This is a genomic window from Nonomuraea sp. NPDC049378 (assembly GCF_055586745.1).
Map to the genome: position 1 here is coordinate 84,722 of NZ_JBVJHP010000009.1, position 25,626 is coordinate 110,347.

Here is a 25,626-nt window from a genome sequence, read left to right on the forward strand (position 1 = left end):
ACGTCAGCGACCCTGGCGCCGGATTATCGCCAGGGTCGTAGAACCAAAAAGGTGTCTCTCGGGAGCGCTCAGCCGACGACGTTCTTCAACGCCTCGCCGAGCGCCTTGGCCTCGTCGGCGGAAATCTCCACGACGAGCCGGCCGCCACCTTCCAGGGGGACCCGCATGACAATGCCGCGCCCTTCCTTGGTGACCTCGAGCGGACCATCGCCGGTCCGCGGCTTCATCGCCGCCATGCGTGTTTCCCTTCCTGCCTTGGGCTCCCGCGGCCCGCGATTTCCGACCGCCCATCGGGGGTGGTCGGCGCATTCACGTCTTCTGTGATGTCCTATTCTCCCGCATCGAGAGCGCTCATGGGTAACGATCTCCTCCCAGAATGCGTTGTCGAGGTCGGCGATCGCGTCCAAACTGGACTTCGTGCACGCTCGCGCCGCTCTGTTCGACCTCTATGGAGACCACCTTCGCTCGCGCGGTGGGCAAGCCACCGTGGCCGCTCTCGTCCGGCTCATGAAGCCCCTGGAGATCGCCGCTCCCGCCGTGCGTACGGCGGTTTCACGCATGGTCCGGCAGGGCTGGCTGCAACCGGTCAGGCTCCCTCAGGGCCCCGGCTACGGGCTGACGCCGAAGTGCGTCAGGCGCCTGGATGAGGCGGCGCTGAGAATTTACCGAGCCGGAACGCTGATCTGGCACGGCAGGTGGCATCTGATCGTCTTCGGACCCGTCAAGGACCGCCCTCGCAGGGAGCGGCTCCGCGCCGATCTGACGTTCCTCGGCTACGCCGCGCTGTCGGAGACGGCCTGGATCGGCCCGCGCTCGTCGATCGAGCTGGACAACCTGCTCGAGAGCGAGGGCGTGCGGGCGGACAGGTTCGACTCGGCGCTGGAGGGCGACCCCCGCGAGCTCGTCGCCAGGGCGTGGGATCTGGCCGCCATCGGCGAGGCGTACGAGCATTGGCTGGCCGAGGCTGACACGCTGATCAGCGGGCTCCCGGAGGGGGCATCGGCCGACCAGGTGTTCGCCACCAGGAGCAGGCTCGTGCACGGCTGGCGCAACTTCCTGTTCCGCGACCCGGGGCTGCCGCCCGAGCTGCTGCCCGCCGGATGGCCGGGCGAGAAGGCCAGGGTCTATTTCGAGCAGGAAGCCACCCGGCTGCTGCCCGCAGCAGCCGCGTTCGTCGACAGGGAGTTGCTTTGATCCGCTATGACGTGGCCGACGCCGTCGCCACCATCACCCTCGACCGTCCCGACGCGATGAACTCGCTGACCACCGAGACCAAGCAGGCCCTCCTCGACGCGCTGCGCCGGGCGGCGGCCGATCCCGCGGTCAGGGCCGTCCTGCTCACCGGCTCGGGGCGGGCCTTCTGCGCGGGCCAGGACCTGCACGAGCACGCCGGCAACCTGGAGGCGGGCCGCGGCCTGGGCAACACCGTGCGCGAGCACTACAACCCGATCGTGGAGCTCATCACCACCATGGGCAAGCCGGTGGTGGCCGCCGTCAACGGCGTCGCGGCGGGCGCTGGCGCGTCCCTGGCCTTCGCCTGCGACCTGCGGGTGGCGTCCGACAGGGCCAAGTTCGCGCTGGCGTTCGCGGGCATCGGGCTGGCGCCCGACTCGGGCGCGTCGTGGACGCTGCAGCGGCTGATCGGCCAGGGCAGGGCCGCCGAGCTGATGTTGCTCGGCGAGCCTGTCGACGCGGCCCGCGCGCTGGAGCTGGGCCTGGTCACGCGCGTGGTCCCCCAGGACGACGTGCTGAAGACCGCGCGGGAGCTCGCCGGGTCGCTGGCCCAGGGCCCGACCGTGGCGTACGCCGCCACCAAGCGGGCGCTGGCGTACGCCGCGACGCACGCGCTGCCCGACTCGCTGGCGCTGGAGGCCGACCTCCAGGACGCGTGCGCCGCCTCACGCGACCACCAGAACGCCACCAGAGCCTTCCTCGCCAAGGAACGCCCCACGTTCGAGGGCGCCTGACGGGCACGACCGTTCGTTCCTACGCCGGCTGTTGGACACCGCCTGTCGGGCGCCGGCCGGGGCTGCCGCCGGAGAAACCGCCCGCGCACGCTCGCCGGCGCCGCTAGCGTGCCAGGCAGCCCTCGATGTGGTCGTTGACCAGGCCGATGGCCTGCATCAGCGCGTATGCCGTGGTCGGGCCGACAAAGGTGAAGCCGTGCCTCTTCAGCTCCTTGGCCAGCGCCTTGGAGCCGGGGGTCGTGGCGGGCACGTCGGCCATCGTCCTCGGCACGGCCGCGTCGGGCTCGGCGAAGCGCCACACCAGGTCCGACAACCCCTCGGGCAGCTCGAGCGCGGCCCTGGCGTTGTTGATCGCGGCCTCGATCTTCGCCCGGTTGCGGACGATGCCAGGGTCGCCCAGCAGCCGTCGGGCGTCCTGCTCGGTGTACGCGGCGACCTTGACGATCGAGAAGCCGTCGAAGGCGGCGCGAAAGTTCTCCCTCTTACGCAAAATCGTCAGCCACGACAGGCCCGACTGGAACGCCTCCAGAGCCACCCGCTCGAAGACCGCGTCGTCACCCTTGACCGGGCGGCCCCACTCCTCATCGTGGTAGGCGAGGTAGATCGGGTCGGACATGCCGGGCCACGTGCAGCGGATCGGCTCGGTCACGACCGATCGTCTCCCGTCGTGGAGCGCACGGGCGTCTCCGCCTCTTCGCGCACCTCCCCGGCCACCGGCTCGCCACCCGTCTCCGGCTCACCGCGCGTCTCCGAGCCGGACTCCGGCTCGCCGTCCATCTCCGTGCCGCCCTTCGGCGCAGTGCCGGCCTCCGCGGCGGACGTCCCCGCGCCGCCCGTCTGCGTACCGGTCGTCCCCGTGCCGGTCGGCTCGGCGGGCTTGTCTTCCCGCTCACCGTCGGGGGGCACGTCCTGCGCACCTTCGCCGTCCTGCGGCGCGCCCTCCGGCTGCTCCGCACGCTCGCCACCGTCCGCGGCCCCGTTTCCGAAGCCGGGGCCGTCGCCTTCCCGGAGCTCGTGTCCGGCCGGTGAGGCGCCGTTGGAGGCCTGCTCGACGGCGGCATCCCGAGGCGAGACGCGCCACTGCGCGTACTGGCCCTCCGCGTCGTCGTCCCGGGGCCCTCCACCGGGCACCGGGTCGCCCGACTCGGGCAGCTCCCTGTAGGCGGCAGGGGCCTGCGGCGCGTGGTCCGTGCGCAGACCGGCACCCGGTGCGGCGTGGCTCTCCTGCCGCGCGTACAGCCGGCTCGACAGCAGCTCGGAGACGCGCTGCTCCAGCACCGCGATCCGGCTGTCACGGGCGCTGATCGCGCCGGCGGCCCTGCGCAGGGTCTCGTCGACGCTCTGCGTGTGGTAGCCGACCAGGTTGACCGGCAACTGCAGCGCCATGAAGTCGACCGCCGTGAGTTGCGCGGGCTCGGGAAGTTCGAGAGGCGGCACGTCCGGCGGGAACTCGGTCAGCTCACCGCCCCTGCCAAGGGAGACCAAGACCACGCATGCCAAGATGGCGATCGCGGCGATGGCGAGTACGACCAGCACATTGGCATCGTACTCATACGGCGGGGCTCGTTCAGCATCACCGCAAGCACCGCAATCCGGTCAGCCGGTCGCCTCGCCGAGTTCGGCGACGCTGGGCCGCACGGGCTGCGAACGGGCTTCGAGATGGGCGAACGCCTCGTCCACGGTGGAGGTCCAGGAGATCGCGTCGAAGACGTCGGCGCGGGTGAAGCCCTGGTCGTACATGGTGCTGACGAGGGTCCTGAGCGGCTCGTACAGGCCCCAGGGGTCGAGGATCACCAAGGGGCGGTCGTGGATGCCGAGCACCCGCGCGGTCCAGATCTCGAAGAGCTCCTCCAGCGTGCCGATGCCACCCGGCAGCACGAGGAAGGCGTCGGAGCGGGCGTCCATGACGCCCTTGCGCTCGCGCATGCCGTTGGTGACGATCAGCTCGTCGGAATCGTCGTCGGCCACCTCGATGTCCACCAGCACCTGCGGGATCACACCGACCGTGCGCCCGCCGGCGGCCCGGGTGGCCGAGGTGACCGCGCCCATGCAGGAGACGGTGGCACCGCCGCTCACGAGCGTGTGGCCGCGCTTGGCGAGCTCGGTGCCGACCTGCCGGGCCAGCTCGATGTATTTCGGGTCGATACGCAGACTGGAGGCACAGAAGACGCAGATGTTCACGAAGCGCCAGCCTATTGGGGCTCTGCGGGCTGGGCGGCGGCGGACGCCAGTTCTTCCTCCTGCTGCTTCGACCGTGCCCGGTCGGCGTCGGCGATGATGCGCACGGCCTCGTCGACGTCGTCGGTGACGGTGATCAGATCGAGATCCTGGGGGGCGATCTTCCCGGTGCCGAGCAGAGCGGACTTGACCCACTCGAGCAGCCCGCCCCAGAACTCGGTGCCCACCAGCACCACGGGGAAGGAGGTGACCTTGCGCGTCTGCACCAGCGTGAGCGCCTCGAACAGCTCGTCGAGCGTGCCGAAGCCGCCGGGCAGGGCGATGAAGCCGCAGGAGTATTTGACGAACATCGTCTTGCGCACGAAGAAGTAGCGGAACTCGATGCCGAGGTCGACGTAGTCGTTCATGCTCTGCTCGAACGGCAGCTCGATGCCGAGCCCGACGGACACCGCGCCGTCCACGTCACGCGCGCCCCGGTTGGCGGCCTCCATGACGCCGGGCCCGCCGCCCGTGATGACGGCGTAGCCCGCCTCCGCCAGCGCCCGGCCGAGACGGCGGCCCTGCGTGTAGTCGGGGGACTCCTCACCGGTGCGCGCGGAACCGAAGACGGTGACCGCCCGCGGCAGCTCGGCGAGCTGGCCGAAACCCTCCACGAACTCGGCCTGGATGCGCAGCACCCGCCACGGGTCCATGTGCACCCAGTCGGACGGCCCCTGCCGGGCGAGCAGGCGCTGGTCGTGCGTGGAGGTGGGGACGAGGCGACCGCGGACGACTGCCTGCCCCTGACGGCGTTCCCGACGTGACTGTTCCATGCGGGTCACGCTAGTCGCCTTCGGACGCCGCCGGTTCCACCTCCGCTCGGCGGACGGAGCCGTACGGTGCCGGCGGACGGAGGTGCTTATCAGGACGAAACCGCAGGTAGGCGCCTTGACACCGGCCAATAAAAATTCTTGGAAGAAGCAGGGAACCGAATTTCGACTCCCCCGCGTCTAATTGCCGAGGGTGCTGCTCGGGACTGAAAGTGGTCTTCCCCGCCAAATGGCCGGCGAGGAAGGCCACTTTCATGTGGACAGCCAGTCGAGCATGGCCCGCTCGCTCTCGACGATCTTCGTCAGCGACACGTACTCCCCCTGCTGGTGCGCCAGGTTCGGATCGCCTGGCCCGTAGTTGACGGCGGGCACCCCCAGCGCGGAGAAGCGGGCGACGTCGGTCCAGCCCAGCTTGGCGCGCGGCGTGCCGCCGACCGCCTCGGTGAAGGCCGCCGCCACCGGATGCGTCAGGCCCGGCCGCGCCGCGGGCGCGGCGTCGACGAAGGTCACCTCGAAACCGTCGAACACCTCGCGTACGTGCTCCTGGGCCCGCTCGATCGACAGGTCGGGTGCGAAACGGTAGTTGACGGTCACCACGCACTGGTCCGGGATGACATTGCCCGCGACCCCGCCGCGCACGCCGACCGCGTTCAGCCCCTCGTGGAACTGGAGACCGTCGACCACCGGCCGCCTGGCCTCGTACGCGTTGAGCCTGGCGAGCACCGGCTCGATCCCGTGAATGGCGTTGACCCCCAGCCACGACCTGGCGCTGTGGGCGCGCTTGCCCGTCACGGTGACCTCGGCGCGCAGCGTGCCCTGGCAGCCGCCCTCGATGACGCCGTCGGTCGGCTCCATCAGCACCGCGAAGTCGGCCTCCAGCCAGCCGGGGTGGTCTCTGACGACCCTGGTGAGGCCGTTGCGCTCGGCCTCGACCTCCTCGCAGTCGTAGAACACGTACGTGATGTCCCTGCCCGGCGCCGGGACGGCCGCCGCCAGCTTGAGCGCGACCGCCACGCCGGCTTTCATGTCGGACGTGCCGCACCCGTACAGCAGGTCTCCCTCGACCCTGCTCGGCAGGTTGGCGGCGACGGGGACGGTGTCGAGGTGCCCGGCGATCAGCACCCGCTCGGGGCGGCCCGCCCGGGTGCGGGCCACGACGGTCTCCCCCGACCGGTCGACCTTCAGGTGCGGCAGCGCCGACAGCGCCCGCTCCACCTCGTCGGCCAGCCGACGCTCTGCGCCGCTGACCGACTCGATGTCCACGATCGCGGCGGTGAGCGCGCGTACGTCCTGCGTCAGGTCAAGCATCAGGTGTTCACTCCGTGTTCGCGCAGCACCTCGTTGAGCGCCGCCTTGTCGTGCCGTTGCCCCGGCTCCAGGTATTCGAGCACGAGCACGCAGGGCAGGCCGAACGTGCCGCCGGGGAACTCCTTCTGGCGGGTGCCGCCGACCGCCACGCACCACGCGGGGATGCGGCCGCGGGCGACCTCTTCGCCCGTCCGCACGTCGATCACGGGGATCGAGCCGGAGAGGATCGTCCCCGCGCCGACCACCGCGCCCTGCCCGACCCGGGCTCCCTCGACGATCATCGCCCGGCTGCCGACCAGCGCGTCGTCCTCGACGACGACGGGGACGGCGCCGGGCGGCTCCAGCACGCCGCCGATGCCCACCCCGCCGGACAAATGCACGTTTTTGCCGATCTGGGCGCAGGATCCGACCGTGGCCCAGGTGTCGACCATGGTGCCCGCGTCCACGTACGCGCCGATGTTGGTGAAGGACGGCATCAGCACCACCCCGGGCGCCACATAGGAGCCCCACCGGGCGATCGCCCCCGGCACCACCCGCACCCCGTCGAACGAGCTCTTGAGCGGGTGCCTGTCGTGGTGCTGGAAGTCACCCACCTGCGAGCGGGCCATGCCGAGCACCGTGAAGCTGAGCAGGATCGCCCGCCTGGCGCGCTCGTCCACGACGACGTCGCCGCCGACCAGGCGGGCCGCCCTGGCCTCGCCCTTGTCGAGCAGGTCGACGGCGCCGACCACCACGTTGCGCGCGTCGACGTCGGCGGGCGACAACTCCGCCCTGCGCTCCCACAGCTCGTCCACCACCGGCGAGATCGGTGACGAGGTGCTCACGTGACTCATGGCCTCGGAGCTTATCCGTCCGGGTAGGTTCTTCAGCGTGCGCGTGCGCTTCTCCCGTGGGGTCATCACCATCGCGATCATCGTGATCGTTCTCGCCGTGGCCATTTCCGTGGGCCTCTACCACCTGCTCAAGCGGACACCCCAGCTGGCCGAGCGGCACGCGTACTGCGTGGTCAACACGCCCGACGGCGTCCGCAACCTCGATCCCGAGCAGGCGCAGATCTCGGCCACCATCGCGGCGGTCGCGGCGCGGCGCAGGCTGCCGGAGCGGGCCGTGGTGATCGCGTACGCGACGGCGATCCAGGAGTCGAAGCTCTACAACGTCAACTTCGGCGACCGCGACTCCGTGGGCGTGTTCCAGCAGCGCCCGTCGCAGGGCTGGGGCAAGAAGAAGCAGCTCATGGACCCCGTCTACGCCACCAACAAGTTCTTCGCCGCCCTGGTCAAGGTGAAGAACTACCGCAAGCTCCCGCTGGCGGAGGCGGCGCAGGCCGTGCAGCGCTCGGCGGGCGGTTACGCCTATGCCGCGCACGAAAGCGAGGCCGAGATTCTCGCCGCGGCGTTCACAGGGCGCGTTCCGCAGGCGGTGCACTGCTGGTATCCCGCCGGCAGGACGCCCGCTCCGAAGTCGCGGGCCGCCGCGGCCCGCAAGCAGCTCGCCAGGGCGCTCGGCAGCACGGCGATCACCACGAAGCGGCGCGGCTGGCTGGTGGCCGCCTGGTCGGTGGCCCACGCCGAGAAGTACGCGCTCAACCGCGTCGGCTACAACGGTGCGACCTGGGTCAACGACTTCGAGCGCGACGGCTGGCAGGCGGGCGGCCAGGCGAGCGCCCGCCGGGTGGACCTGTCGTAGCGCCCGCGGAAGGCCAGGTCAGAAGGCCCGGCCAGGACGCCCGGTCAGGACGCCCTGCGCACGATGGAGATCGAGCCGGGCGGCAGCGGCTGGGCGTAGCAGGCCGTCCATGAGCGGCCCTGGATGCGTTCGAAGGAGAGCAGCCGCCCGTCCGACGCGCGGTAGTCGGCGAAGTCGAGCAGGCCCCTTTCGGGGTTTCCCGTGTCGCCCTCGCTCCTGAACGCGGCCGTGCCCCGCTCGATCGGGAAGAACTCCACGCCCTCCATGATCAGCATGCTCTTGGCCGGGACCATGCCCTGGGTGGGCACGTCGGTCCAGAGCAGCACCTCGAGGTGCGGCGGGTCGCCGTCGAGCACCTCCACCGACAACCACTGCAAGCGCCGCGAGCCGTCGCGCAGGAGATATTCGGTCCACTGGTTGCCCTGCCACGAGACGTGCATGGAGCCGAGCACGCGCGCCGGCGAGCCCTGCACCTCGATCCGGTCGCCGACCTGGATCGTGCGAGGGTCGGTGTAGTCGGTGCCGGCATGCCCGGGCGCGATCACCGGCGCGGCCAGCGGGGTCTCGACGGGAGCGACCTCAGCCGGCGGCGCGCTCGTCCGGCCCTTCCTGTCCTGTCGCAGGGTGGCCAGGAAGGCACCCAGCAACAGCAGGATGGTGACGATGCTCAGCCCGAGTACGACCATGGAGGTCATGCTCATCGATCAGCTCGCTCCACTCGCGGTCTGTCTCGGCAAAAGCTCTTATCAATTTATGCGTCAAGCCCGCGCGGCGGGCTATGTCGCGCGATCCTACTGGAGGCGGCGCACGGCCGCACCGATCCGCTCATCAGTGGCCGTGACGGCGATGCGGATGTGCCGCTCACCTGCCGGTCCGTAGAACTCGCCCGGCGCGACCAAAATGCCGATTTCGGAGAGCTTGCCCACCTGGTCCCAGGCGCTCTGCCCGTTCGACGCCCAGAAGTACAGCCCGGCCGTCGAGTGGTCGACGCGCCACCCGGCCCGCTCCAGCGCGGGCCGCAGCAGGGCGCGGCGGGCGGAGTAGAGCTCGCGCTGCCGGTCGGCGTGCGCGTCGTCGCCGAGCGCGGCCGTCATCGCCGCCTGGACGGGGGCGGGCATGATCATGCCCGCGTGCTTGCGCGTCTCCAGCAGCCGCTTGACCAGGACGGGGTCACCCGTCACGAACCCGGCTCGGTATCCGGCCAGGTTGGAGCGTTTGGAGAGCGAGTGGACCGCGAGCAGCCCTTCGTGGGAGCCGCCGCAGACGTCGGGGTGCAGGATCGAGACCGGCTCCTCCTCCCAGCCGAGCTCGATGTAGCACTCGTCGGAGGCCACGACCGTGCCGCGCTCGCGCGCCCACGCCACGACCTTGCGCAGGTGCTCGACCGGCAGCACCTTGCCCGTCGGGTTGCCGGGAGAGTTGACCCAGACGAGGTCGGCCCGCTCTGGGCCGAGCGCGAGCGTGCTGTCGGCGGCGGTCGCCACCGCACCGGCCAGCCGGGCGCCCACGTCGTAGGTGGGGTAGGCCAGCTCGGGGATGACCACCCGCCGTGCCCCGAGGTAGGTGGGCAGCCAGGCGACGAACTCCTTGGAACCGATCACTGGGAGCACGTCACGCTGGTCGACGGTGACGCCGTGCCGGCGGCGCAGCCACCCCGCGGCGGCCTCGCGCAGCGCCTTGGTGCCGTGGGTGAAGGGGTAGCCGGGACTGTCGGCCGCCTGGACCAGCGCGTCCTGGACGTTCTGGGGCACGGGGTCGACGGGCGTGCCGACCGACAGGTCGACGATGCCGCCGGGATGTGCCAGCGCGCGCTCCTTGTACGGCTCCAGCTTGTCCCAGGGGAAGTCGGGCAGGTTGTTCACGGTTCTCCAGGGTGTCACGTTGCCGTATCGAGCGCCGGGCATGCCTCGAGAACGGGGCGCACCCGGCCTGGATGCCCCCGCTCGCTCCGTGCCGGGACCGTCAGTGGCCCTCTGCCTGCGGCGGCAGGGCGGCCACCACCGGGTGGTCCTTCTCGATCTTTCCGACCTTCGAGGCGCCTCCGGGCGAGCCGAGGTCCTCGAAGAAGTCCACGTTCGCCTTGTAGTAGTCCTTCCACTGCTCGGGAAGGTCGTCCTCGTAGAAAATGGCCTCGACGGGGCATACAGGCTCACACGCGCCGCAGTCCACGCACTCGTCGGGGTGGATGTAAAGCATGCGCTCGCCCTCGTAGATGCAATCAACGGGGCATTCCTCGATGCACGCCTTGTCCAGGACGTCCACGCAAGGCTGCGCGATGACGTAGGTCACCTCGAGCTCCTTCTCTCCGCACCATGACATGACTCTGACCGCGGTTTGCTACGCCCTAGTATTGCCGTGCTTGCCGACTGGCCGAAACGGAGGGTGGCAAACTCGTGGCGGCACGGCTCGTCATCGCGATCACAAGTCAGGACATCGGCGCACGGATCACCACCCGCAGGCGCGTTCCAGAAGGCTTTCGCGACGCGGTGGGCATCCTCGTGTCGTGGGAGTCAGGGGTGCTGACCGTCCGCAAGAGGGACGGCACTCTGGTGGAGATTCCTGAAGAGACACTCGTAGCCGCCAGGGTCGTTCCGGCCGCGCCTCCTCGACCTGAACGGATGTAGCGGTAAGTATTCATTGTGTGACTGTACGTACCTGCGCCGCCGCAGCAGCCATCCTCGCCAGCGCCGGATGCGGCGCGTCGTCCACCGACTCCGCCTCCACCGAGGCCAAGAACCTGCCGCCCGTCAACGCCCAGGCCGCCTCCATGAAGGCCGGCTTCGGCACCATGGAGCGGCTCGTCGAGGCCGCGACGCGCGAGGGCGAGCTCAACGTGATCGCCCTGCCCCGCGACTGGGTCAACTACGGCGAGATCATCGACACCTTCGCCGACAAGTACAACATCAAGGTCAACGAGCTCGAGCCCAACGCCGGCAGCAAGCGCCAGCTCGACGTCGCCGCGCAGCTCAAGCCCGACGTGTTCGACCTGACGATGGACGTGGCCGTCGCCGGAGCCGGGCGGTTCGCCCCGTACAAGGTGCAGGGCTGGCAGGACCTGCCCGACCAGGTCAAGGACCCGTCAGGCGGCTGGTACGCGGCCTACGGGGGCTACATGTCCATCGGGTACGACCCGCGCGCTGTCAAGCCGCCCGCCTCCTTCGCCGACCTGCTGAAGCCCGGCTATCGGGTCGCGCTCGACGGCGACCCGCTGCGCTCGGCGTCGGCGTTCGACGGCGTGATGGCCGCTTCCATGCGGGCCGGCGTGCCGCAGCCGGCGCAAGGGGTGTCGCTGTTCGCCAAGCTCAAGCAGGCGGGCAGGCTCACCGAACCGGCCAAGGCCAACACGATCGTCGCCTGGGACCACCTGAACGCCGCCCGCAGCGCGCACCAGCCCGACGGCTGGAAGGTGACGATCCCTCGCGACGCCGCGCTCGGCGGCTACCACGTGCAGGCGATCAGCAAGACGGCGCCGCATCCGGCCGCCGCCCGGCTGTGGCAGGAGTTCCTGTTCTCCGACGAGGGCCAGAACCTGCTCATGAAGGGGTTCGCCCGGCCGGCGCGCACCGAGGCGATGCGCATGAAGGGCACGCTCGACGCCGAGCAGGCCGCGAAATTGCCCAAGGCGCCCGGCCCTCCGGTCATCCTGACGATTCCGCAGGCAGACGCGGCGAAGGCGTACCTCAAGCGGCAATGGGCGAAGAGCATGGGATGAGTCCGATGTGACTTGATATGTCGTAGGGACGTTCAGGCTCTAAAGTGAACGGACAGCACGGCCACGGGGGCCCGATGTCTGATCGAATGTGAGCTGATCGTCTTGCGATACGACACGCCGAGTTTGGAGCGGTGGAACAGTCGCGCCTACGACAGCAGCTTCGGCTACGTCTCGACCCAGGGCGCGCCACTGGTCGACCTGCTCGACCCGCGACCTGGAGAGCGCGTGCTCGACCTCGGGTGCGGCACCGGAGTGCTCACCGCCCAGATCGCCTTCAGAGGCGCCGACGTGCTCGGCATCGACGGCTCAGCCAAGATGATCGAGAAGGCGCTGGCCCAGTATCCGGGCATCAACTTCATCGTCGGTGACGGGCACGACTTCACCGTCGTCGAACCGTACGACGCGGTCTTCTCCAACGCGGCGCTGCACTGGATGAGCCGCGACCCCGGCACCGTGATCGCGAACGTCCGCGAGGCGCTCACGCCTGGCGGACGTTTCGTCGCCGAGATGGGCGGAGCGGGCAACTGCGCCGAGCTGACCGCGGCCATGCTCACCGCCTGGCGGGAATACGGCCTGCGCGAACCGGACCTGCCGTGGTATTTTCCCACGCCTGCCGAGTACGCCCGGCGTCTCGAACAGGAGGGTTTCGTCGTCAGGTTGCTCGAATACTTCGACCGGCCGACGCCCCTCGACGAGTGCCCGGGCGGAGCCGCCGACTGGGTGAACACGTTCGCCGCCTCGGTGCTCGAGGGGCTCCCGCCGAACATCGTGGGGCCCCTGCTGCGGCGCGTCAACGAACTGGCCGCCCCTGCGCTGCGCAGGGAGAGCGGCTGGATGGCCGACTACGTGCGCCTACGCTTTGCCGCTGTTCGGCGCTGATGCGTAGTGCATGATGCGTAGGGCTGTTTTGCCGGACTATGGTCTGTTCCGTGGGCGGCGAGACTATGGCTGCACCGCTGCGGCGGCGTGAGGGGCTGGTGAACGGAACGGGATGAATTTCTGCCTGAGCGACCTCGTACCACCGTTGAGGTGGAGCGACGCGTCGACGATCACGCTACTCACCGGGCAACCGGACCTGCCGGACGCGTGGTGGCGCACCCTGCCCATGCCACACGTGCTCGCGGCCATCGGCCCGGAGTCGCTGGGCGAGCTGCTCACGGAGATCGCCCTGGAGCACTGGCCCGCGGCGACGGTGGGCGACGTCCTGCCGGCACTGCATGTCCTGGACCCCGACGAGGCCGACGAGCCCGCCGTCGCCATCGCGCTCGACCGGGCCGGCTCGTGGGCGGGACTGCTGGCGCTGACCAGCCGGGAGCTGGTCGACCAGCCTTTCATCCAGGCGCGGCCGGTGCTGAACACGCTGTTCTCCGCGGTCCTGGTCCGCCTCGCGCGCCCGCGTCCTGAGCACCCGGTGCCGGCGGCCGAGGCCGCGGCCTCGGCCGGCCCGATCGTGGCCCCCGCACCGGCCGCAACGGCGCACGGCTCCGAGCCCGTCGCCGCCGGCCGGGAGCCCGCGCGGGCGGCCGGGGAGCCGCCCCGCGAGACCTCGCGGAGAGGGCGCGCCTCTCAGGCGCGTGCAGCCGAGCACCCGGCGGAGGGCGCCGAGCACTCCGTCGCCGCCGTCCGGCCGGGCGCTGAGCACTCCGCCGCGGCCGACCAGCGGGGCGAGGGTCAGGATGCCGTCGAGGCGGGTCAGCTCCGCGGGCGGGCCGCCGAGCACGAGACGCCTCAGGCGGCCGGTGAGCGTGCCGCCGAGGCGCCGGCACGGTTCGCCGCCGAACCGGGCGAAGCCGCGCCAGTGACCGACCGCGACGCTGAGGCCGACCGCGACGCTGAGGCCGCGAGTGCCGAGCAGGTCGCGGAAGCCGGCGCCAATGCCGCGAGTGTTGCGCAGGTGGTGGAGTCCGCGGCTGAGGCCGTGAGCCCGGAACGGGTAGCGGAGCCTGAGGCTGCGGAATCCGCGGCTGAGGCCGTGAGCCCGGGGCCGGTCGTGGAGGCCGAGGCCGAGGCGGGCGGCCCCGCGCACGGTGTGGAGAGCCCGGAGAAGGGTGCTGAGAAGGGCCAGGAGAAGGGCGCTGACCAGCCGGCCGAGCTCCGGTCCGAGAACCCTCCGTTCGAGCAGCCAGAACAGTTCCAGAGTGAGCAGGCTCGCCCGGCGGACTTCCCGCAGGCACCAGCCGAGCAGGCGGAGGCCGAGCAGGCGCGACCCGACGCGCAGCCGTCGGAGGGGTATTCCTCCGTAGAGGCTGCGCCCGCCGCGGAGGCGGGGCAGTCGTGGCAGCCGTTCGGCGGGCGGGCGGAAAGCGCGGGCGACGCCCTCGCGCCCGGTCAGGACGTGCTGGAGTCCTCCCCCGAGGCTGCGGAGCCGGTGAGCGCGGCCGGGCAGGAGCCCGCGCACCAGCGCAACGCCGCGCCGGAATCCGAGCCCCAGGTCGTGGCAGCGCCGGAATCCGAACCTCAGGCCGTGGCGATGGAGTCCGGACCCCAGTCCGACGCGGCGCCGGAGCCCGGGCCTCGGGCCGATGCGGCGCCGGCGCATGAGTCCCAGGGCGATGGGGCGGTGTCCGGACCGGGCACCGTGGAGCCCGAACCGGTGGCGGAGGCGGCCGGGCGCGAGCAGCCGTTGCCGGCGCTCATCGAGGCCGCGTTCGCCGGGCTGGACGACAAGAGCTGGGCGGTGGCGCAGAACCGGATCTTCACCGACGAGCCCTCGGCGGTGGACCAGCTGGCCAAGCTCTTCGCCGTCCCGCCGGCGGAGATCGCCGCCACCGAGGACGAGCTGCGCGCCCGCCTCGACCAGTGGCTGGCCAGCGAGGAGGCGGCGCCGTACCGCGCCCACCTGGACGACCTGGTGCGGACGCTGGGCCCGGCCGCCCCCAAGGAGCAGCTCATCGGCGCGGCCGACTGGCACCAGGTGGAGATCCGCGCGCTGGAGGTGCCCGCCTGGCAGTTCGTCCTGGCGACCCTCGCACCCCAGCCCCAGCCCCAGCCCCTGCCCCAGCCTCAGGCCGCCCAGGCCGCCCAGGCACCGCAGGCGCAGGCGCAGTCGGCGTTCGGCCCGGTTCAGGCGGCTCCCCCGCCGGCCGGCCCGCCGCAGTTCCAGGCGTTCGCGCCGGTCGCGCCTGCGGGCGAGTCGAACGGCGGCTCCGCCGACGAGGGCGGCCAGCCGTACCAGCCGTTGAAGGACGTCTCCCAGACCCGGCGCTGTTTCCGGCAGCCTGACGGGCGCTGGTGGTTGCGCATCGACGTGACCGCCGAGCAGCTCGCGGGCGGCGAGTGCGCGCTGCCGACGGGGTTCGCGTCGTACCTGGGCCTGTCGCCGGGTGAGAGCAGGACGGTCAGGAGCGCCGCGGGCGAGCTGACGATGACGTGGCACGGCAAGCCGGTGCTCGAGTCGATCGAGCGCCTCCTGGTCGACGTGGGCGCGCGCGAGGGCGGGCACCTGTTCCTGACCTTGTCGGACGAGGGCGTGCTCAGGGCCAGGCACCTGCCGGTCGCCGCCCAGGGCGCGGAGAAGATCACCAAGGCGCTGCGCCTGGTCGGGTACACCGCCCCGGGAGGCACCAGGGACCAGGCGGCCCGGGTCATCGCCACCAGGATCGGGATGACGGGCCCGGTCAGCCTGCCCGACCTGCTCACCAGGCTCCGCGAGCGCGGGGACCGCGACCTGCTCGCTCTCCTGGACTGAGCCGGTGCCGCGGCTCGCGATCGGCCCTGGGTTTCCCAGGGAGCTCAGCGCACTGGCGCCGCCGGTGCGCAGGGATGCCGTGGTCGCGCTGCGCCGGTTCCTGCTGAACGTGGCCGGCGCCCCGCATCCGCAGCGGGTGCGGGGCGCCAGGGACGCGAGGGTCGCGACGCTGCGCCTGGCCGAGGGGCATCGCGGGGTGGTGGTGCGGCAGCGGGACGTGTTCTGGCTGCGTACGGTGCTGCCCGACCCGGAGGCCTGGTCGTACGCGCAGCGTCACAGGTTCGGCGTCAACCCGGTGCTCGGCGTGATCGAGGAGTGGGACGCCGAGGCGCTCGAACGGGTGGAGCCCGCGTTACGCAGGTCGGTGCGCAAGCCTGGGCTGTTCGCCCCGATCTGCGACGGCGATCTGCTCGCGCTCGGCCTGGACTTTCACGCGCTGCCGCTGTTCAGGCTGGTCACGACCGAGGCCGACGTGGCGGCGCTGGAACCCCTGCTGCCGCCCACCCAGCACGCCCCGCTCGCGGTGCTCGCCCGTGGCGGCACGCTGGCGCAGGCGTGGCGGGAGCTGGACGCCTGGCGTGCCTCGTCCGAGGAGCCGGGGCCGGTCGACCCCGACGATCTGTACGCGGCGCTGCTGCGCAGCCCGGACCGGGCGGTGTTCGTGGCCGGCAAGGTGGAGCTCGACCGGGTGTTGCGCGCGCCTGACTGGTGCACGTTCCTGCATCCGCCGCAGCACCGGCTGGCCAGGGCCGCGCGCTACGAGCACCCGGTGCTGGTGGTGGGCGGAGCGGGCACGGGCAAGACCGTCGTCGCCCTGCACAGGGCCGCTCATCTGGCCGCGCACGGCGCGGGACCGGTGTTGCTCGTGACGTTTTCCCAAGGGCTTGCCGAAGAACTGTCTGCGAAACTCGACCTTCTGATCGATGATGAGGTGGTGCGTAAGCGGGTCGAGGTGGACAACGCCGATCGCCTGGCCATGCGGATCGTGACCGACGCGGAGGGCCGGCGACCGGCGCTGGTCGGGCAGGGGGCGCGCTCGCTGGCCGAGCTGACCGACGAGGCGCTCAGGCTGCTGTCGCGCGCGACGGGCGACCTGCTCGACGACGTCGATCCGGGGCACAAGCCGTACCGTCACATCGTGGTGGACGAGGCGCAGGACGTCAGCCCGGCCCAGTGGCGGCTGCTGCGGGCGGCGGCGCCGCACGCGCGCGACGACCTGTTCGTGGTCGGCGATCCGCACCAGCGGGTCACCGACGCGCGGGTGGCGCTGGGCGCGGTCGGCATTCCCGCCGTCCAGCACACGCTCAAGCTCTCCTGCCGCCTGCCGCAGGAGCTGCTGTCGTTCGTGGTCAGGCTGCGCGGCGGCGGCCTCGCGCCCGGCCTGGTCAAGGGCGCCACCGACATGTACGGCCTGCGCTCGGCTCGCGACGGCGCCCGGCCGGTGGTCAGGGCGTACGCCACCCAGGAGGAGGAGCTGGAGGGGCTGCGGACCGTGGTCGAGTCGTGGCTGGCGGACGGCGTGCCCGCCGAGGAGATCGCGGTCGGCGCCCGTGACGTCCGGCATGTGCGTGCCGCACGGCGGGCGCTGTCGGGCCTGGACGTGCGCGCGTGGGCCTTCCCTCACCTGAAGGGGCTCGAGTTCGAGCGGGTGGCGCTGGTCGGAGTGGCGGAGGGCGTGGTGCCCGAGCCGCCGCCGGAGGAACCGCCGGAGGATCCGCACTCCAGGGCTCGTGCGCTGCAGCGCGAACGGAGCATACTGTTCGTCGCCTGCACCCGTGCCCGCTCGATGCTCTATATCTCCCATTCCGGACGAGGGAGCCCCTTTTTGTCCCTCTGATCACATAGTCTGAACTGCGGATATAACGTCCCATTGCCGGTTGGACCTCAATGAACCTCAGCCTGAGCGACCTCGCGCCACCACTGCGCTGGACCTCCCCTGGTCAGATTGCGCCGATCGTGGAGGAGCCGCAGCTGCCCGAGGCCTGGTGGCAGGCGATTCCTCTCGACCGTGCCTGCGCCATCGCCGGCACGCAGACCGTGGCGGGCCACCTGGCCGGCCTGGCCATGGCCTGCTGGGGTCATCTGATGCTCGGCGACATCCTGCCGCTGCTGCGCTTCTCCGACCCCGCCGAGGCCGAGCGGACGCCGGAGACGCTGGGCAAGGACGTGGTGCAGAAACTGTTCACCGGCGTGTTCGAGCGGCTGCTCGAACCCCTCCCCGAGGCCGTGCCCGCGCCGTCCAGGGCGGACAAACCGCTGCCCGAGCTGATCGACGACCTGTTCGGAGCGCTGGACGACCGGCAGCGGGCCATCGCCCGCGACCGGCTGTACGCGACGCAGCGGGCCACGCTCGACGAGCTGGCGCAGCGGTTCTCGGTGACGCGCGAGCGGATCAGGCAGATCGAGCGCGACCTGCGCGAGCACGTGGAGGCCTGGCTGGCCAAGCCGGAGGCCGCCGCGGTGGCCGCGCACGTGTCGTGGCTGCGCGGCCGGCTGGGCTCGGCCGTGCCCGCCGACGACCTGCAGGCCGCGGTCCCGTGGCACGCCGCCGAGCTGCGCAGCCTGGGCATCCCGGCGTGGCGGTTCGTACGCACGCTGCTGACCGGCTACGAGCAGTCCGACGGCTGGCTCGTGGCGGGCGGGGCGGACGACCTGAGGGAGAAGACCCGCCAGCTGTTCGCCGACGGGCCCCACCCCCTCGCCGAGGCCGTGACCATGGTCGCCCAGCTCGGCGTGCGGGAGGACGTCGCGGAGCGGTGGATCCTGAGCGTGCCGCACCTGCGCGTGCTGGGCACGCACGTGGTGCCGTGGCCGCGCAGCGTCAACGAGAAGGCGGAGGCGGTGCTGGCGGTGGCCGGCACGCCGCTGTCGCCCGAGGAGATCCAGGAGCGCATCGGCGAGGACTACAGCCTGGTCGGAATCCGCAACCAGCTCACCGCCGACGACCGCTTCCGCCGGATCGACCGCAACAAGTACGGCCTGACCCGCTGGGGCGGCGACGAATACCTGGGGATCAGGGAGATGATCGCCCGGGAGATCGAGCGGGCCGGCGGCGAGGCGTCGGTGAGCACGATCGTGACCAACCTGACCTCCCGCTACGACGTGAGCGAGAGCTCGGTGCGGGCCTACTCCGGCGGCCCCGGGTTCGAGCGGACGCAGCGGGGCTGGATCCGGGTGGCGGGCACCTCGCCGAGCGGGGAGGCGGAGCCGTACCATCCGCGCAAGGGCGTGGCGGAGACGCGGCGCAGCTTCCGCTCACGCGACGGGCGCTGGTGGCACCGGGTGGACATCAACGCCGAGCACCTGCGCGGCTCCGGCACGCCGCTGCCGACCGGGTTCGCGGCGTACCTGGGGATGGCGCCAGGCGGGTCGCTGACCGCCTCCACGCCGTCAGGTGACGTGGTGATCAGCTGGCACAACCAGCCCACCATGGGGTCGATCCGCAACGTGCTGGCCGACTTCAAGGCGAGCGACGGCGACCACGTGTTCCTGACCGTGTCGGACGGCGGCGAGTTGCTGACGCGCCACATGCCCGCCGCGCCGCCCGGCATGCCGCCGCTCAACCGGGCCCTCTACCTCATCGGGATCACCGCACCGGTCAACTCGGAGATCGAGGGGTTGCGGCTGATCGGGGCCAGGATCGGGGCGTCCGACCTCGCCACGCGCGACGAGATCCTGGACAGGCTGCGCGAGCGCGGCGACAGGGACATCCTCGGTTTCCTGGGCGGATGACCTCGGGCTAAGCTCGGCAGATGGTGCGGATCTACGACACGCGCACCCGGCAGGTCGAGGAGATCGCCGCCGGGCGGGCGGTGCGGATGTACACGTGCGGGCCGACGGTCTACCGCCACGCGCATGTGGGCAACCTGCGCACCTACCTGCTGTCCGACCTGCTCAGACGGGTTCTGGAGCTGCGGCGGGTGCGCGTGCTGGCCTGCCAGAACATCACCGACGTCGGCCACCTCGCCGACGACGCCGACCAGGGCGAGGACAAGGTCCTCGCGCAGGCGCGGGCCGAGGGCCGCCCGGTGAGCGAGCTCGCCCGCTTCTACGAGGACGCCTTCAGACGTGACACCAGCGCGCTCGGCCTGCGGCCTCCCGAGCACATGCCGCGCGCGAGCGAGCACATCGACCTGATGATCGAGCTGATCGCCAAGCTGATCGAGAAGGGGCACGCGTACGCGGTGCCGGACGGGTCGGTCTTCTTCGACGTACAAACCTTTCCCTCGTACGGCGAAATTTCCGGTAACCGGCTGGACGCGCTCAAGCCCGCCCACCGCATCGACGCCGTCGACCCCCGCAAACGTTTCCACGCCGACTGGGCCCTGTGGAAACCCGCCACAGGCGAGCTGAGCTGGGACGCGCCGTGGGGGCGCGGTTTCCCCGGCTGGCACGTGGAGTGCTCGGCCATGTCGCTGCGCTATCTCGGGTCGCGCTTCGAGATCCACACCGGCGGCATCGACCTGAGGTTCCCGCACCACGAGGACGAGCGGGCACAGTCCGACGCGGCCGCCGGGCACGAGGTCGTGCGCCACTGGGTGCACGGTGAGCACCTGCTGTTCGACGGGCGCAAGATGGCCAAGTCCACCGGCAACGTGGTGCTGCTCTCCGACGTGGCCGACGCCGGCCTCGACCCGCTGGCGCTGCGCCTGGCCTTCATGGAGCACCGCTACCGCCAGCAGCTCAACCTGACCTGGGAGACGTTGCGGGCCGCCGACCGCACGCTGCGCAGGTGGCGCTCGCGGGTGGCCGAGTGGTCGGAGTCGGTCAGCGCGCCCATGCCCCGCGACCACGTGGCGCGGGTGGAGGCGGCCATCGAGGACGACCTCGACACGCCGTCGGCGCTGCGCGCCCTGCGGGAGCTGGAGCGGGACGAGTCGGTGGCGCCTGGGGCGAAGCTCGAGGCGTTCCTGCACCTGGACCAGGTGCTGGCGCTGGACCTGCCGAGCGAGATCGGCAAGACGCGGGTGCTGCCGCCAGGGGCCGGGGAGTTGCTGGAGGCCCGCGCCCGGGCCCGCGAGGCGAGAGACTGGGGGGCGTCCGACCGGCTCAGGGACGAACTCGCCGAGATGGGGGTCCGCGTGGCCGACACCCCGGAGGGGCAGACCTGGGCCTGATCTTCGGGTCCTGATCCTGTGGCCGGCGCTCCGCGCGCCCGTTGCGACGTTCCAAGGAGTGATCTTCGGCTGTCAGACTTGATGCCAGTTTCGGCATGATGGAGGTAGTCGGTGAGGCCCTATGCGTGGATGCCGTGGCCGTTGCGGTGGTTCGCTCGGGTGTTGACCGTTCTGCTCGCGCTGGCGCTGGTGCTTGCGGGAGTGCTTGTCGTCACGGTGCGGACGTCGTTCCCTCAGGTGGATGGATCGCTACGGTTGCCGGGTTTATCCGGAAAAGTGGAGATTTATCGCGATAAATCAGGGATTCCGCACATCTACGCTGGCACTGCTGCGGACCTGTTCATGGCCCAGGGGTTCGTCCACGCCCAGGACCGCTTCTTCGAGATGGACTTCCGGCGCCACATGACCGCCGGCCGCCTCTCGGAGCTCTTCGGAGCCTCAACGCTCAAGACCGACAAGGCGCTCAGGACCATGGGCTGGCGCCGCGTCGCCGAACAGGAGCTCGGCGGGCTGGCCCCGGAGACGCGCGACAACCTCAACGCGTACGCCAAGGGCGTCAACACCTGGCTCGCCGCCAACCCCAACGCCTCCGACCGCAGCCTCGAATACTCCGTGCTGAAGCTCCAGAACGGCGCCTACCAGCCGGAGAAGTGGACCGCGGCCGACTCCGTGGCCTGGCTCAAGGCCATGGCGTGGGACCTGCGCTCCAACGTGGAGAGCGAGATCGACCGCGCGCTCGCGCTCACCAAGCTGCCCAAGGAGCGGGTCGACCAGCTCTACCCCGGCTATCCGTACGACCGCCACTCCCCGATCGTCACCCAGGGCACGCTCGCCCGGGGCCACTTCGACCAGGAGGCGGAGCCACGGCGGCGGGCCGGCCGGCTGCTCACCCAGGCGGCCGCGGCCCTTGACGCCGTGCCGGACACCATGAGCACCGAGGACCGCGAGGGCATCGGGTCGAACTCGTGGGTGGTCTCCGGCGCGAACACGGCCACCGGCAAGCCGCTGCTGGCCAATGACCCGCACCTGGCCCCGCAGATGCCCTCCGTCTGGTACCAGGCGGGGCTGCACTGCAGGAAGCTCACGGAGGAGTGCCCGTACGACGTGACCGGGTTCACCTTCTCCGGTGTGCCCGGAGTGATCATCGGGCACACCGACAAGATCTCGTGGGGCTTCACCAACCTCGGGCCCGACGTGGCCGACCTCTTCCTCGAGCAGGTGGAGGGCGACACGTACCTCTACCAGGGCGAGCGGCTGAAGCTGGCGACCAGGCAGGAGCAGATCAAGGTGGCCGGCGGCGACCCGGTCACGATCACGGTGAGAAGCACCCGGCACGGGCCGCTGATCAACGAGGTGATCGACACCGCCCGGCCCAGCGGCGAGGCCAACGCGGTGGCCCTGCAGTGGACGGCGCTGACGCCGGGGAGGACGGTCGACGCCATTTTCGAGCTCAACAGGGCGAGCGACTGGGAGCAGTTCAAGGCGGCGGCAGCGCTGTTCGACGTGCCCGCCCAGAACCTGATTTATGCCGACACATCAGGCAAGATCGGCTACCAGGCCCCCGGACGCATCCCCGTACGCGAGAACGGCGACGGCACCTGGCCGGTCCCCGGATGGACGGGCGAGTACGACTGGAAGCCGGAGCCGATCCCGTTCGACCGGCTGCCGTCCGTGGAGGACCCGGCCGACGGGTTCATCGTCACGGCGAACAACGCCGTCATCGACCCCGCGCGCTACCGCCCCCTGCTGACCAAGGACTGGTCGTACGGCTACCGCTCCGAACGCATTCGCGACCTCATCGAGGAGGCGCTCGAGAAGGGCCCGATCGACGCGGCGGCCATGGCGCGCATCCAGCAGGACACCTACAACGGCTTCGCGGAGACGCTGATCCCGGCGCTGATGCGGGTCGACCTGGCAGGGCCCAGCGGCCAGGCCAGGCAGTTGCTGAAGACGTGGGACAGGCGGGAGGACCTCGACTCCGCGGCGGCCGCGTACTTCAACGCCGTGTGGCGCCAGGTGCTCGTGCTGACCTTCAACGACGACCTGCCCGAGCAGGCCAGGCCGGCCGGCGGCGACCGATGGTACGAGGTCGTCAGGCTGCTGCTCGCCGCCCCCGGCGACCCCTTCTGGGACGACGTCACCACGAAGAACCGCAAGGAGACCCGCGACGACATCCTGCGCCAGGCGATGGCCTCGGCTCACCAGGAGCTGGCCGACCGGCTCGGCGACGACGTCACGTCGTGGCGCTGGGGCGACCTGCACCGGCTGGAGCTGGTCAACGGCTCGCTGGGGACCTCGGGCATCGCGCCGGTCGAGGCGCTGTTCAACCGCGGCCCGCTGTCCGTGGCCGGCGGCAAGGACGCGGTCAACGCCACGGGGTGGAACGTGCAGAGAGGGTACGAGATCACCGCCGTCCCGTCGATGCGCATGATCGTCGATCTGTCCGACCTGGACAGATCCCGGTGGATCAACCTGACGGGCGCCTCCGGGCACGCCTTCCACGACAACTACGGGGACCAGGCGGAGGTCTGGGCGCGAGGAGAGCTGCTGCCGATGTTGTCCACGCCGGAGTCGGTCAGGAAGGCGGCCGTGCACACGCTCAGGCTCAACCCCTGAGGGCGTTGTTTTACAGCGGCTGTCAATCGCCGCTCCTGCGCGTTCGCCACCGGAGGGGAGCGCGCGGGTAGCCGCCGTCCTCCAGATCGGCGAGGCGCTCGAAGACGTTGTAGGACGCGCGGTCCCCGCAGACGATCGCCGAGACGAGCATGGCGACCAGATAGAGCGGCAGCATGGGCAGCCCCGCGCACCACGCCCACTGGGTTGCGTGCCGGTCCTCGTGCAGGACGAGCCGGTGGTTCAGCGAGTTGCTCCTGGTCAGGACCACGTTTCCGATGGTGAACGCGCTCGCGGCAGGGAAACGGTAGCGGTAGCCGAAGGCCAGGATCAGCCCGTTGGGGCCGGGTTGCCGGGTGGCGCCGCCGATGCGGGCGATGAGCAGGCCGAGCGGGGTGGCGAGGTTCAAAGAGTTCGCCACACGCCGGAACCGGAAGCGCTTGTCCATGCGTCTCAGTCTTGACCGATCTTGACAACTCGGAATAATGGCCAGGGTCCTGAAATCTCCCACAAGAGCAGGATTATGAAACTCTCCATCCTGGGCGCGCTGCTCGGCACCGTCGCACTGGCAGGAGCCGGCGGAGCCGCGATTTCCCAGACGTCAGCGACCGAACCCCTATCCTCTGGCAGCCCACTAGCCGCGAGGGTCGCGTTAACCGACGGCCCGACCGAGACTCCAGTTCCATCGGAAAGTCCCACGACCGGGGAGTACACCGCCAAGACCAAGGTGGTCAAGAAGAGAGGCGTCTCCTATCTGGACGTCTCCCTCACCCACGAAGGGCCCGCGCTCCTCACCGTCAAGCAGAGGGTGTGCAAGAGGAGGTCGTGCAAGACCGCGACCGCCGACATCCCCGTCATCGACGGGGCGGCCGAGTCCACGAAGAGGCTGGGCCGGGGCACGTACAAGAAGCGTGGCAAGGCGCGCGTCGAAGTGACGCCCATCCCCCTGCCGACCGTGACGGAGAGGGTCACGGTGACCATCACCGAGCCCGGCCCTACGGTCACGTTCACGTGCCGGCCCGGCGACCCCCCGACGGAGACGCCCCCACCGACCGACACGCCGACCGACACACCGCCACCGACCGACGCCCCCACGGACACGCCGCCGCCCACTGAGGCGCCGACCGAGACCCCGCCGCCCCCGACGCCCACGGAAACCGCCACCGACACCCCTCCGAGCACCGAGCCGCCGACGGACACCGCGCCGCCTCCGAGCACCGAGCCGCCGGCCGACACCGCGCCGCCGACGGACGGCGTGTCGCCTTCGGCGAGCCCCACGGAGGAGATCCCCACCTGCCCGCCCGCCTCGCTGCCGCCGACCGACGTACCTCCCACAGGGCCTCCCACAGGGCCTCCCACAGGGCCTCCCACCGAGGCCCCGTCGGACGCGCCGCCCACTGCGCCGCCCACTGCGCAGCCCACTGGGGCGCCTCCGACACAGACCGTGACACCGACGGACACCGGCGTCCCCACGGACACGGGCGCTCCGTCGCCGTCGGAAAGCGTCCCCGCCCAGTAACGCGGGAACGCGACCCGTGATCGGGCCAGGCCTCGTGCCTGGCCCGACTCATGCGACCCTGCTCCATGACGTGCGGGCGCCCGCGCGCATACGGCAGGTCAGAGCTTCCTGTAGCGGCCCTCGTGGTAGAGCAGCGGCGCCTCCTCCGAGGGCGTGCTGAGCGCCCGCACCTCACCCACCACGATCGAGTGGTCGCCGGCGTCGTGCACCGCCGTGGTGACGCACTCCACGGTGGCGATCGCCCCGTCGAACAGCGCCGCACCCGTCTCACCCCGGTGATGCGCCCACCGCGCGAGTTGCCCGTTCAGCGGCCGCCCGCGATGGGCGAAGAAGCGTGAGACGTCCTCCATCGAGGCCGGCAACACCGACACCCCCCACGTCCCGGTCTCCAGCACCGCGTCATGGAACCTGGCCACCTTCTCGGCGCAGAAGAGCACGAGCAGGGGTTCGAGGGAGACGGAGGTGAAGGAGTTGATCGTCATCGCCAGATCGACGCCGTCGCGCCACGTCGTGACGATCGCGACTCCGGTGGCGAAGCGGCCGACGACCTTGCGATGCGTTGCGGGGTCCACGTGCCGCTCAGTGAAATGCACAAAGATTACTTTATGCCCCTACATCGGATTAGTCGGAGAATACCCTCTCAACAGCCACGAACCCCGACTTGACGAGGGCGAAAGCAGATAGGCCCCGACAAGGGCCAGCAAACCTCCGTAGAGGTAGATGTAGCCGGGAGCCCCCTGCGCGATCACCAGGTCACCCGCCCCCAGCTCCAGCGTGAACGGCATCGTCACCAGCAGCCACCCGATCGCCGTCGCGACCGCGCCCAGCCGGGCGCGCATCAGCCGGCCCGCCCCCAGGCCCACCCCGAACAACGCCAGCACCCAGACCACCGCGGCCACCGGGACCCCGTCCATCTGCCACACCGGGTGGGTGAAGCCGCCGACGACCGCCATCACGATCCCGAGCACGAACAGCATGCCGTACGCCGCCCCGCCCAGCGCCGACTCGACCTGGCTGTCATGTTCCATA

At 71.0% G+C, this 25,626-nt stretch carries 25 protein-coding genes; 12 read left to right on the forward strand and 13 right to left on the reverse strand.

What is annotated here, in order from left to right; translation table 11 throughout:
• Window positions 1-68: 68 nt before the first annotated feature.
• Complete coding sequence (locus ACZ6SA_RS20590) at window positions 69-236, reverse strand: DUF3117 domain-containing protein (RefSeq protein ID WP_020545024.1); 168 nt, start codon at window positions 234-236, stop codon at window positions 69-71.
• A gap of 181 nt (window positions 237-417) precedes the next feature.
• On the opposite strand from ACZ6SA_RS20590, the gene ACZ6SA_RS20595 reads away from it, so the two are divergent.
• Both ACZ6SA_RS20595 and ACZ6SA_RS20600 read left to right on the forward strand, forming a co-directional pair.
• Window positions 418-1,194: a PaaX family transcriptional regulator gene (locus ACZ6SA_RS20595; protein ID WP_465829616.1), complete on the forward strand. Its 777-nt coding sequence runs from the start codon at window positions 418-420 to the stop codon at window positions 1,192-1,194.
• Window positions 1,191-1,967, forward strand: coding sequence for an enoyl-CoA hydratase-related protein (locus tag ACZ6SA_RS20600; protein WP_443152385.1), 777 nt, complete (start codon window positions 1,191-1,193; stop codon window positions 1,965-1,967). Before ACZ6SA_RS20595 ends, ACZ6SA_RS20600 begins: the two co-directional genes overlap by 4 nt.
• A 103-nt stretch (window positions 1,968-2,070) precedes the next feature.
• Here the strand turns inward: ACZ6SA_RS20600 and ACZ6SA_RS20605 are convergent, their stop codons facing one another.
• The 6 genes from ACZ6SA_RS20605 to ACZ6SA_RS20630 form a co-directional block, all read right to left on the reverse strand.
• Complete coding sequence (locus ACZ6SA_RS20605; protein ID WP_465829986.1) at window positions 2,071-2,583, reverse strand: DNA-3-methyladenine glycosylase I; 513 nt, start codon at window positions 2,581-2,583, stop codon at window positions 2,071-2,073.
• A gap of 29 nt (window positions 2,584-2,612) precedes the next feature.
• Window positions 2,613-3,503 (reverse strand): hypothetical protein, encoded by an 891-nt coding sequence (locus ACZ6SA_RS20610; RefSeq protein ID WP_465829618.1) that lies wholly within the window; start codon window positions 3,501-3,503, stop codon window positions 2,613-2,615.
• A 60-nt stretch (window positions 3,504-3,563) separates the two neighbouring features.
• Window positions 3,564-4,148 carry an LOG family protein gene (locus tag ACZ6SA_RS20615; RefSeq protein ID WP_347646374.1) on the reverse strand — a complete coding sequence of 195 codons (585 nt, stop codon included), beginning with the start codon at window positions 4,146-4,148 and terminating at the stop codon, window positions 3,564-3,566.
• Window positions 4,149-4,159: 11 nt separating this feature from the next.
• On the reverse strand, window positions 4,160-4,957 hold the full coding sequence (locus ACZ6SA_RS20620) for an LOG family protein (RefSeq protein WP_347646373.1): 798 nt from the start codon (window positions 4,955-4,957) through the stop codon (window positions 4,160-4,162).
• Between the two features lie 249 nt (window positions 4,958-5,206).
• Window positions 5,207-6,262 carry a succinyl-diaminopimelate desuccinylase gene (dapE, locus tag ACZ6SA_RS20625; RefSeq protein WP_465829621.1) on the reverse strand — a complete coding sequence of 352 codons (1,056 nt, stop codon included), beginning with the start codon at window positions 6,260-6,262 and terminating at the stop codon, window positions 5,207-5,209.
• Entirely contained in the window at window positions 6,262-7,095 is an 834-nt protein-coding gene (locus ACZ6SA_RS20630) for a 2,3,4,5-tetrahydropyridine-2,6-dicarboxylate N-succinyltransferase (protein ID WP_465829623.1), read from the reverse strand. Before ACZ6SA_RS20630 ends, dapE begins: the two co-directional genes overlap by 1 nt.
• Window positions 7,096-7,132: 37 nt before the next feature.
• On the opposite strand from ACZ6SA_RS20630, the gene ACZ6SA_RS20635 reads away from it, so the two are divergent.
• Window positions 7,133-7,948, forward strand: coding sequence for a hypothetical protein (locus ACZ6SA_RS20635; RefSeq protein ID WP_347646370.1), 816 nt, complete (start codon window positions 7,133-7,135; stop codon window positions 7,946-7,948).
• Window positions 7,949-7,992: 44 nt separating this feature from the next.
• On the opposite strand, the gene ACZ6SA_RS20640 is transcribed toward ACZ6SA_RS20635, so the two are convergent.
• The 3 genes from ACZ6SA_RS20640 to fdxA form a co-directional block, all read right to left on the reverse strand.
• Complete coding sequence (locus ACZ6SA_RS20640) at window positions 7,993-8,649, reverse strand: DUF4178 domain-containing protein (RefSeq protein WP_347646369.1); 657 nt, start codon at window positions 8,647-8,649, stop codon at window positions 7,993-7,995.
• 90 nt (window positions 8,650-8,739) lie between these two features.
• Window positions 8,740-9,810 (reverse strand): succinyldiaminopimelate transaminase, encoded by a 1,071-nt coding sequence (gene dapC, locus ACZ6SA_RS20645; RefSeq protein WP_347646368.1) that lies wholly within the window; start codon window positions 9,808-9,810, stop codon window positions 8,740-8,742.
• 100 nt (window positions 9,811-9,910) lie between these two features.
• Complete coding sequence (gene fdxA, locus ACZ6SA_RS20650; RefSeq protein WP_132335925.1) at window positions 9,911-10,237, reverse strand: ferredoxin; 327 nt, start codon at window positions 10,235-10,237, stop codon at window positions 9,911-9,913.
• A gap of 104 nt (window positions 10,238-10,341) precedes the next feature.
• Here fdxA and ACZ6SA_RS20655 point away from each other — a divergent pair, with 104 nt between their 5' ends.
• From ACZ6SA_RS20655 to ACZ6SA_RS20690, 8 genes are all read left to right on the forward strand, one after another.
• Window positions 10,342-10,572, forward strand: coding sequence for a putative acetyltransferase (locus ACZ6SA_RS20655; protein WP_347646367.1), 231 nt, complete (start codon window positions 10,342-10,344; stop codon window positions 10,570-10,572).
• A gap of 17 nt (window positions 10,573-10,589) precedes the next feature.
• Entirely contained in the window at window positions 10,590-11,660 is a 1,071-nt protein-coding gene (locus ACZ6SA_RS20660; RefSeq protein ID WP_465829627.1) for an ABC transporter substrate-binding protein, read from the forward strand.
• A 102-nt stretch (window positions 11,661-11,762) separates the two neighbouring features.
• Complete coding sequence (locus tag ACZ6SA_RS20665) at window positions 11,763-12,539, forward strand: class I SAM-dependent methyltransferase (protein WP_347646365.1); 777 nt, start codon at window positions 11,763-11,765, stop codon at window positions 12,537-12,539.
• A gap of 112 nt (window positions 12,540-12,651) precedes the next feature.
• Window positions 12,652-15,348: a DNA polymerase III subunit gamma/tau domain-containing protein gene (locus ACZ6SA_RS20670; protein ID WP_465829630.1), complete on the forward strand. Its 2,697-nt coding sequence runs from the start codon at window positions 12,652-12,654 to the stop codon at window positions 15,346-15,348.
• Between the two features lie 4 nt (window positions 15,349-15,352).
• On the forward strand, window positions 15,353-17,185 hold the full coding sequence (locus tag ACZ6SA_RS20675) for a UvrD-helicase domain-containing protein (RefSeq protein ID WP_347646363.1): 1,833 nt from the start codon (window positions 15,353-15,355) through the stop codon (window positions 17,183-17,185).
• A gap of 50 nt (window positions 17,186-17,235) precedes the next feature.
• Window positions 17,236-19,080, forward strand: a complete 1,845-nt coding sequence (locus ACZ6SA_RS20680) for a sigma factor-like helix-turn-helix DNA-binding protein (protein WP_465829632.1) — start codon at window positions 17,236-17,238, stop codon at window positions 19,078-19,080.
• Between the two features lie 20 nt (window positions 19,081-19,100).
• The gene (gene cysS / locus ACZ6SA_RS20685; protein ID WP_465829634.1) at window positions 19,101-20,465 is read left to right on the forward strand and encodes a cysteine--tRNA ligase; all 1,365 of its coding nucleotides are present in this window, start codon (window positions 19,101-19,103) and stop codon (window positions 20,463-20,465) included.
• Window positions 20,466-20,594: 129 nt separating this feature from the next.
• Window positions 20,595-23,081 (forward strand): penicillin acylase family protein, encoded by a 2,487-nt coding sequence (locus tag ACZ6SA_RS20690; RefSeq protein ID WP_465829988.1) that lies wholly within the window; start codon window positions 20,595-20,597, stop codon window positions 23,079-23,081.
• A 22-nt stretch (window positions 23,082-23,103) separates the two neighbouring features.
• Here ACZ6SA_RS20690 and ACZ6SA_RS20695 read toward each other — a convergent pair whose 3' ends face one another.
• Complete coding sequence (locus ACZ6SA_RS20695) at window positions 23,104-23,526, reverse strand: hypothetical protein (RefSeq protein ID WP_347646360.1); 423 nt, start codon at window positions 23,524-23,526, stop codon at window positions 23,104-23,106.
• Window positions 23,527-23,601: 75 nt separating this feature from the next.
• Here ACZ6SA_RS20695 and ACZ6SA_RS20700 point away from each other — a divergent pair, with 75 nt between their 5' ends.
• Window positions 23,602-24,597 carry a hypothetical protein gene (locus ACZ6SA_RS20700; RefSeq protein ID WP_465829636.1) on the forward strand — a complete coding sequence of 332 codons (996 nt, stop codon included), beginning with the start codon at window positions 23,602-23,604 and terminating at the stop codon, window positions 24,595-24,597.
• A 98-nt stretch (window positions 24,598-24,695) separates the two neighbouring features.
• On the opposite strand, the gene ACZ6SA_RS20705 is transcribed toward ACZ6SA_RS20700, so the two are convergent.
• On the reverse strand, window positions 24,696-25,190 hold the full coding sequence (locus ACZ6SA_RS20705) for a flavin reductase family protein (protein WP_347646358.1): 495 nt from the start codon (window positions 25,188-25,190) through the stop codon (window positions 24,696-24,698).
• Between the two features lie 18 nt (window positions 25,191-25,208).
• Window positions 25,209-25,625, reverse strand: a complete 417-nt coding sequence (locus tag ACZ6SA_RS20710; protein WP_347646357.1) for a DUF6113 family protein — start codon at window positions 25,623-25,625, stop codon at window positions 25,209-25,211.
• Between the last annotated feature and the right edge of the window lies 1 nt (window position 25,626).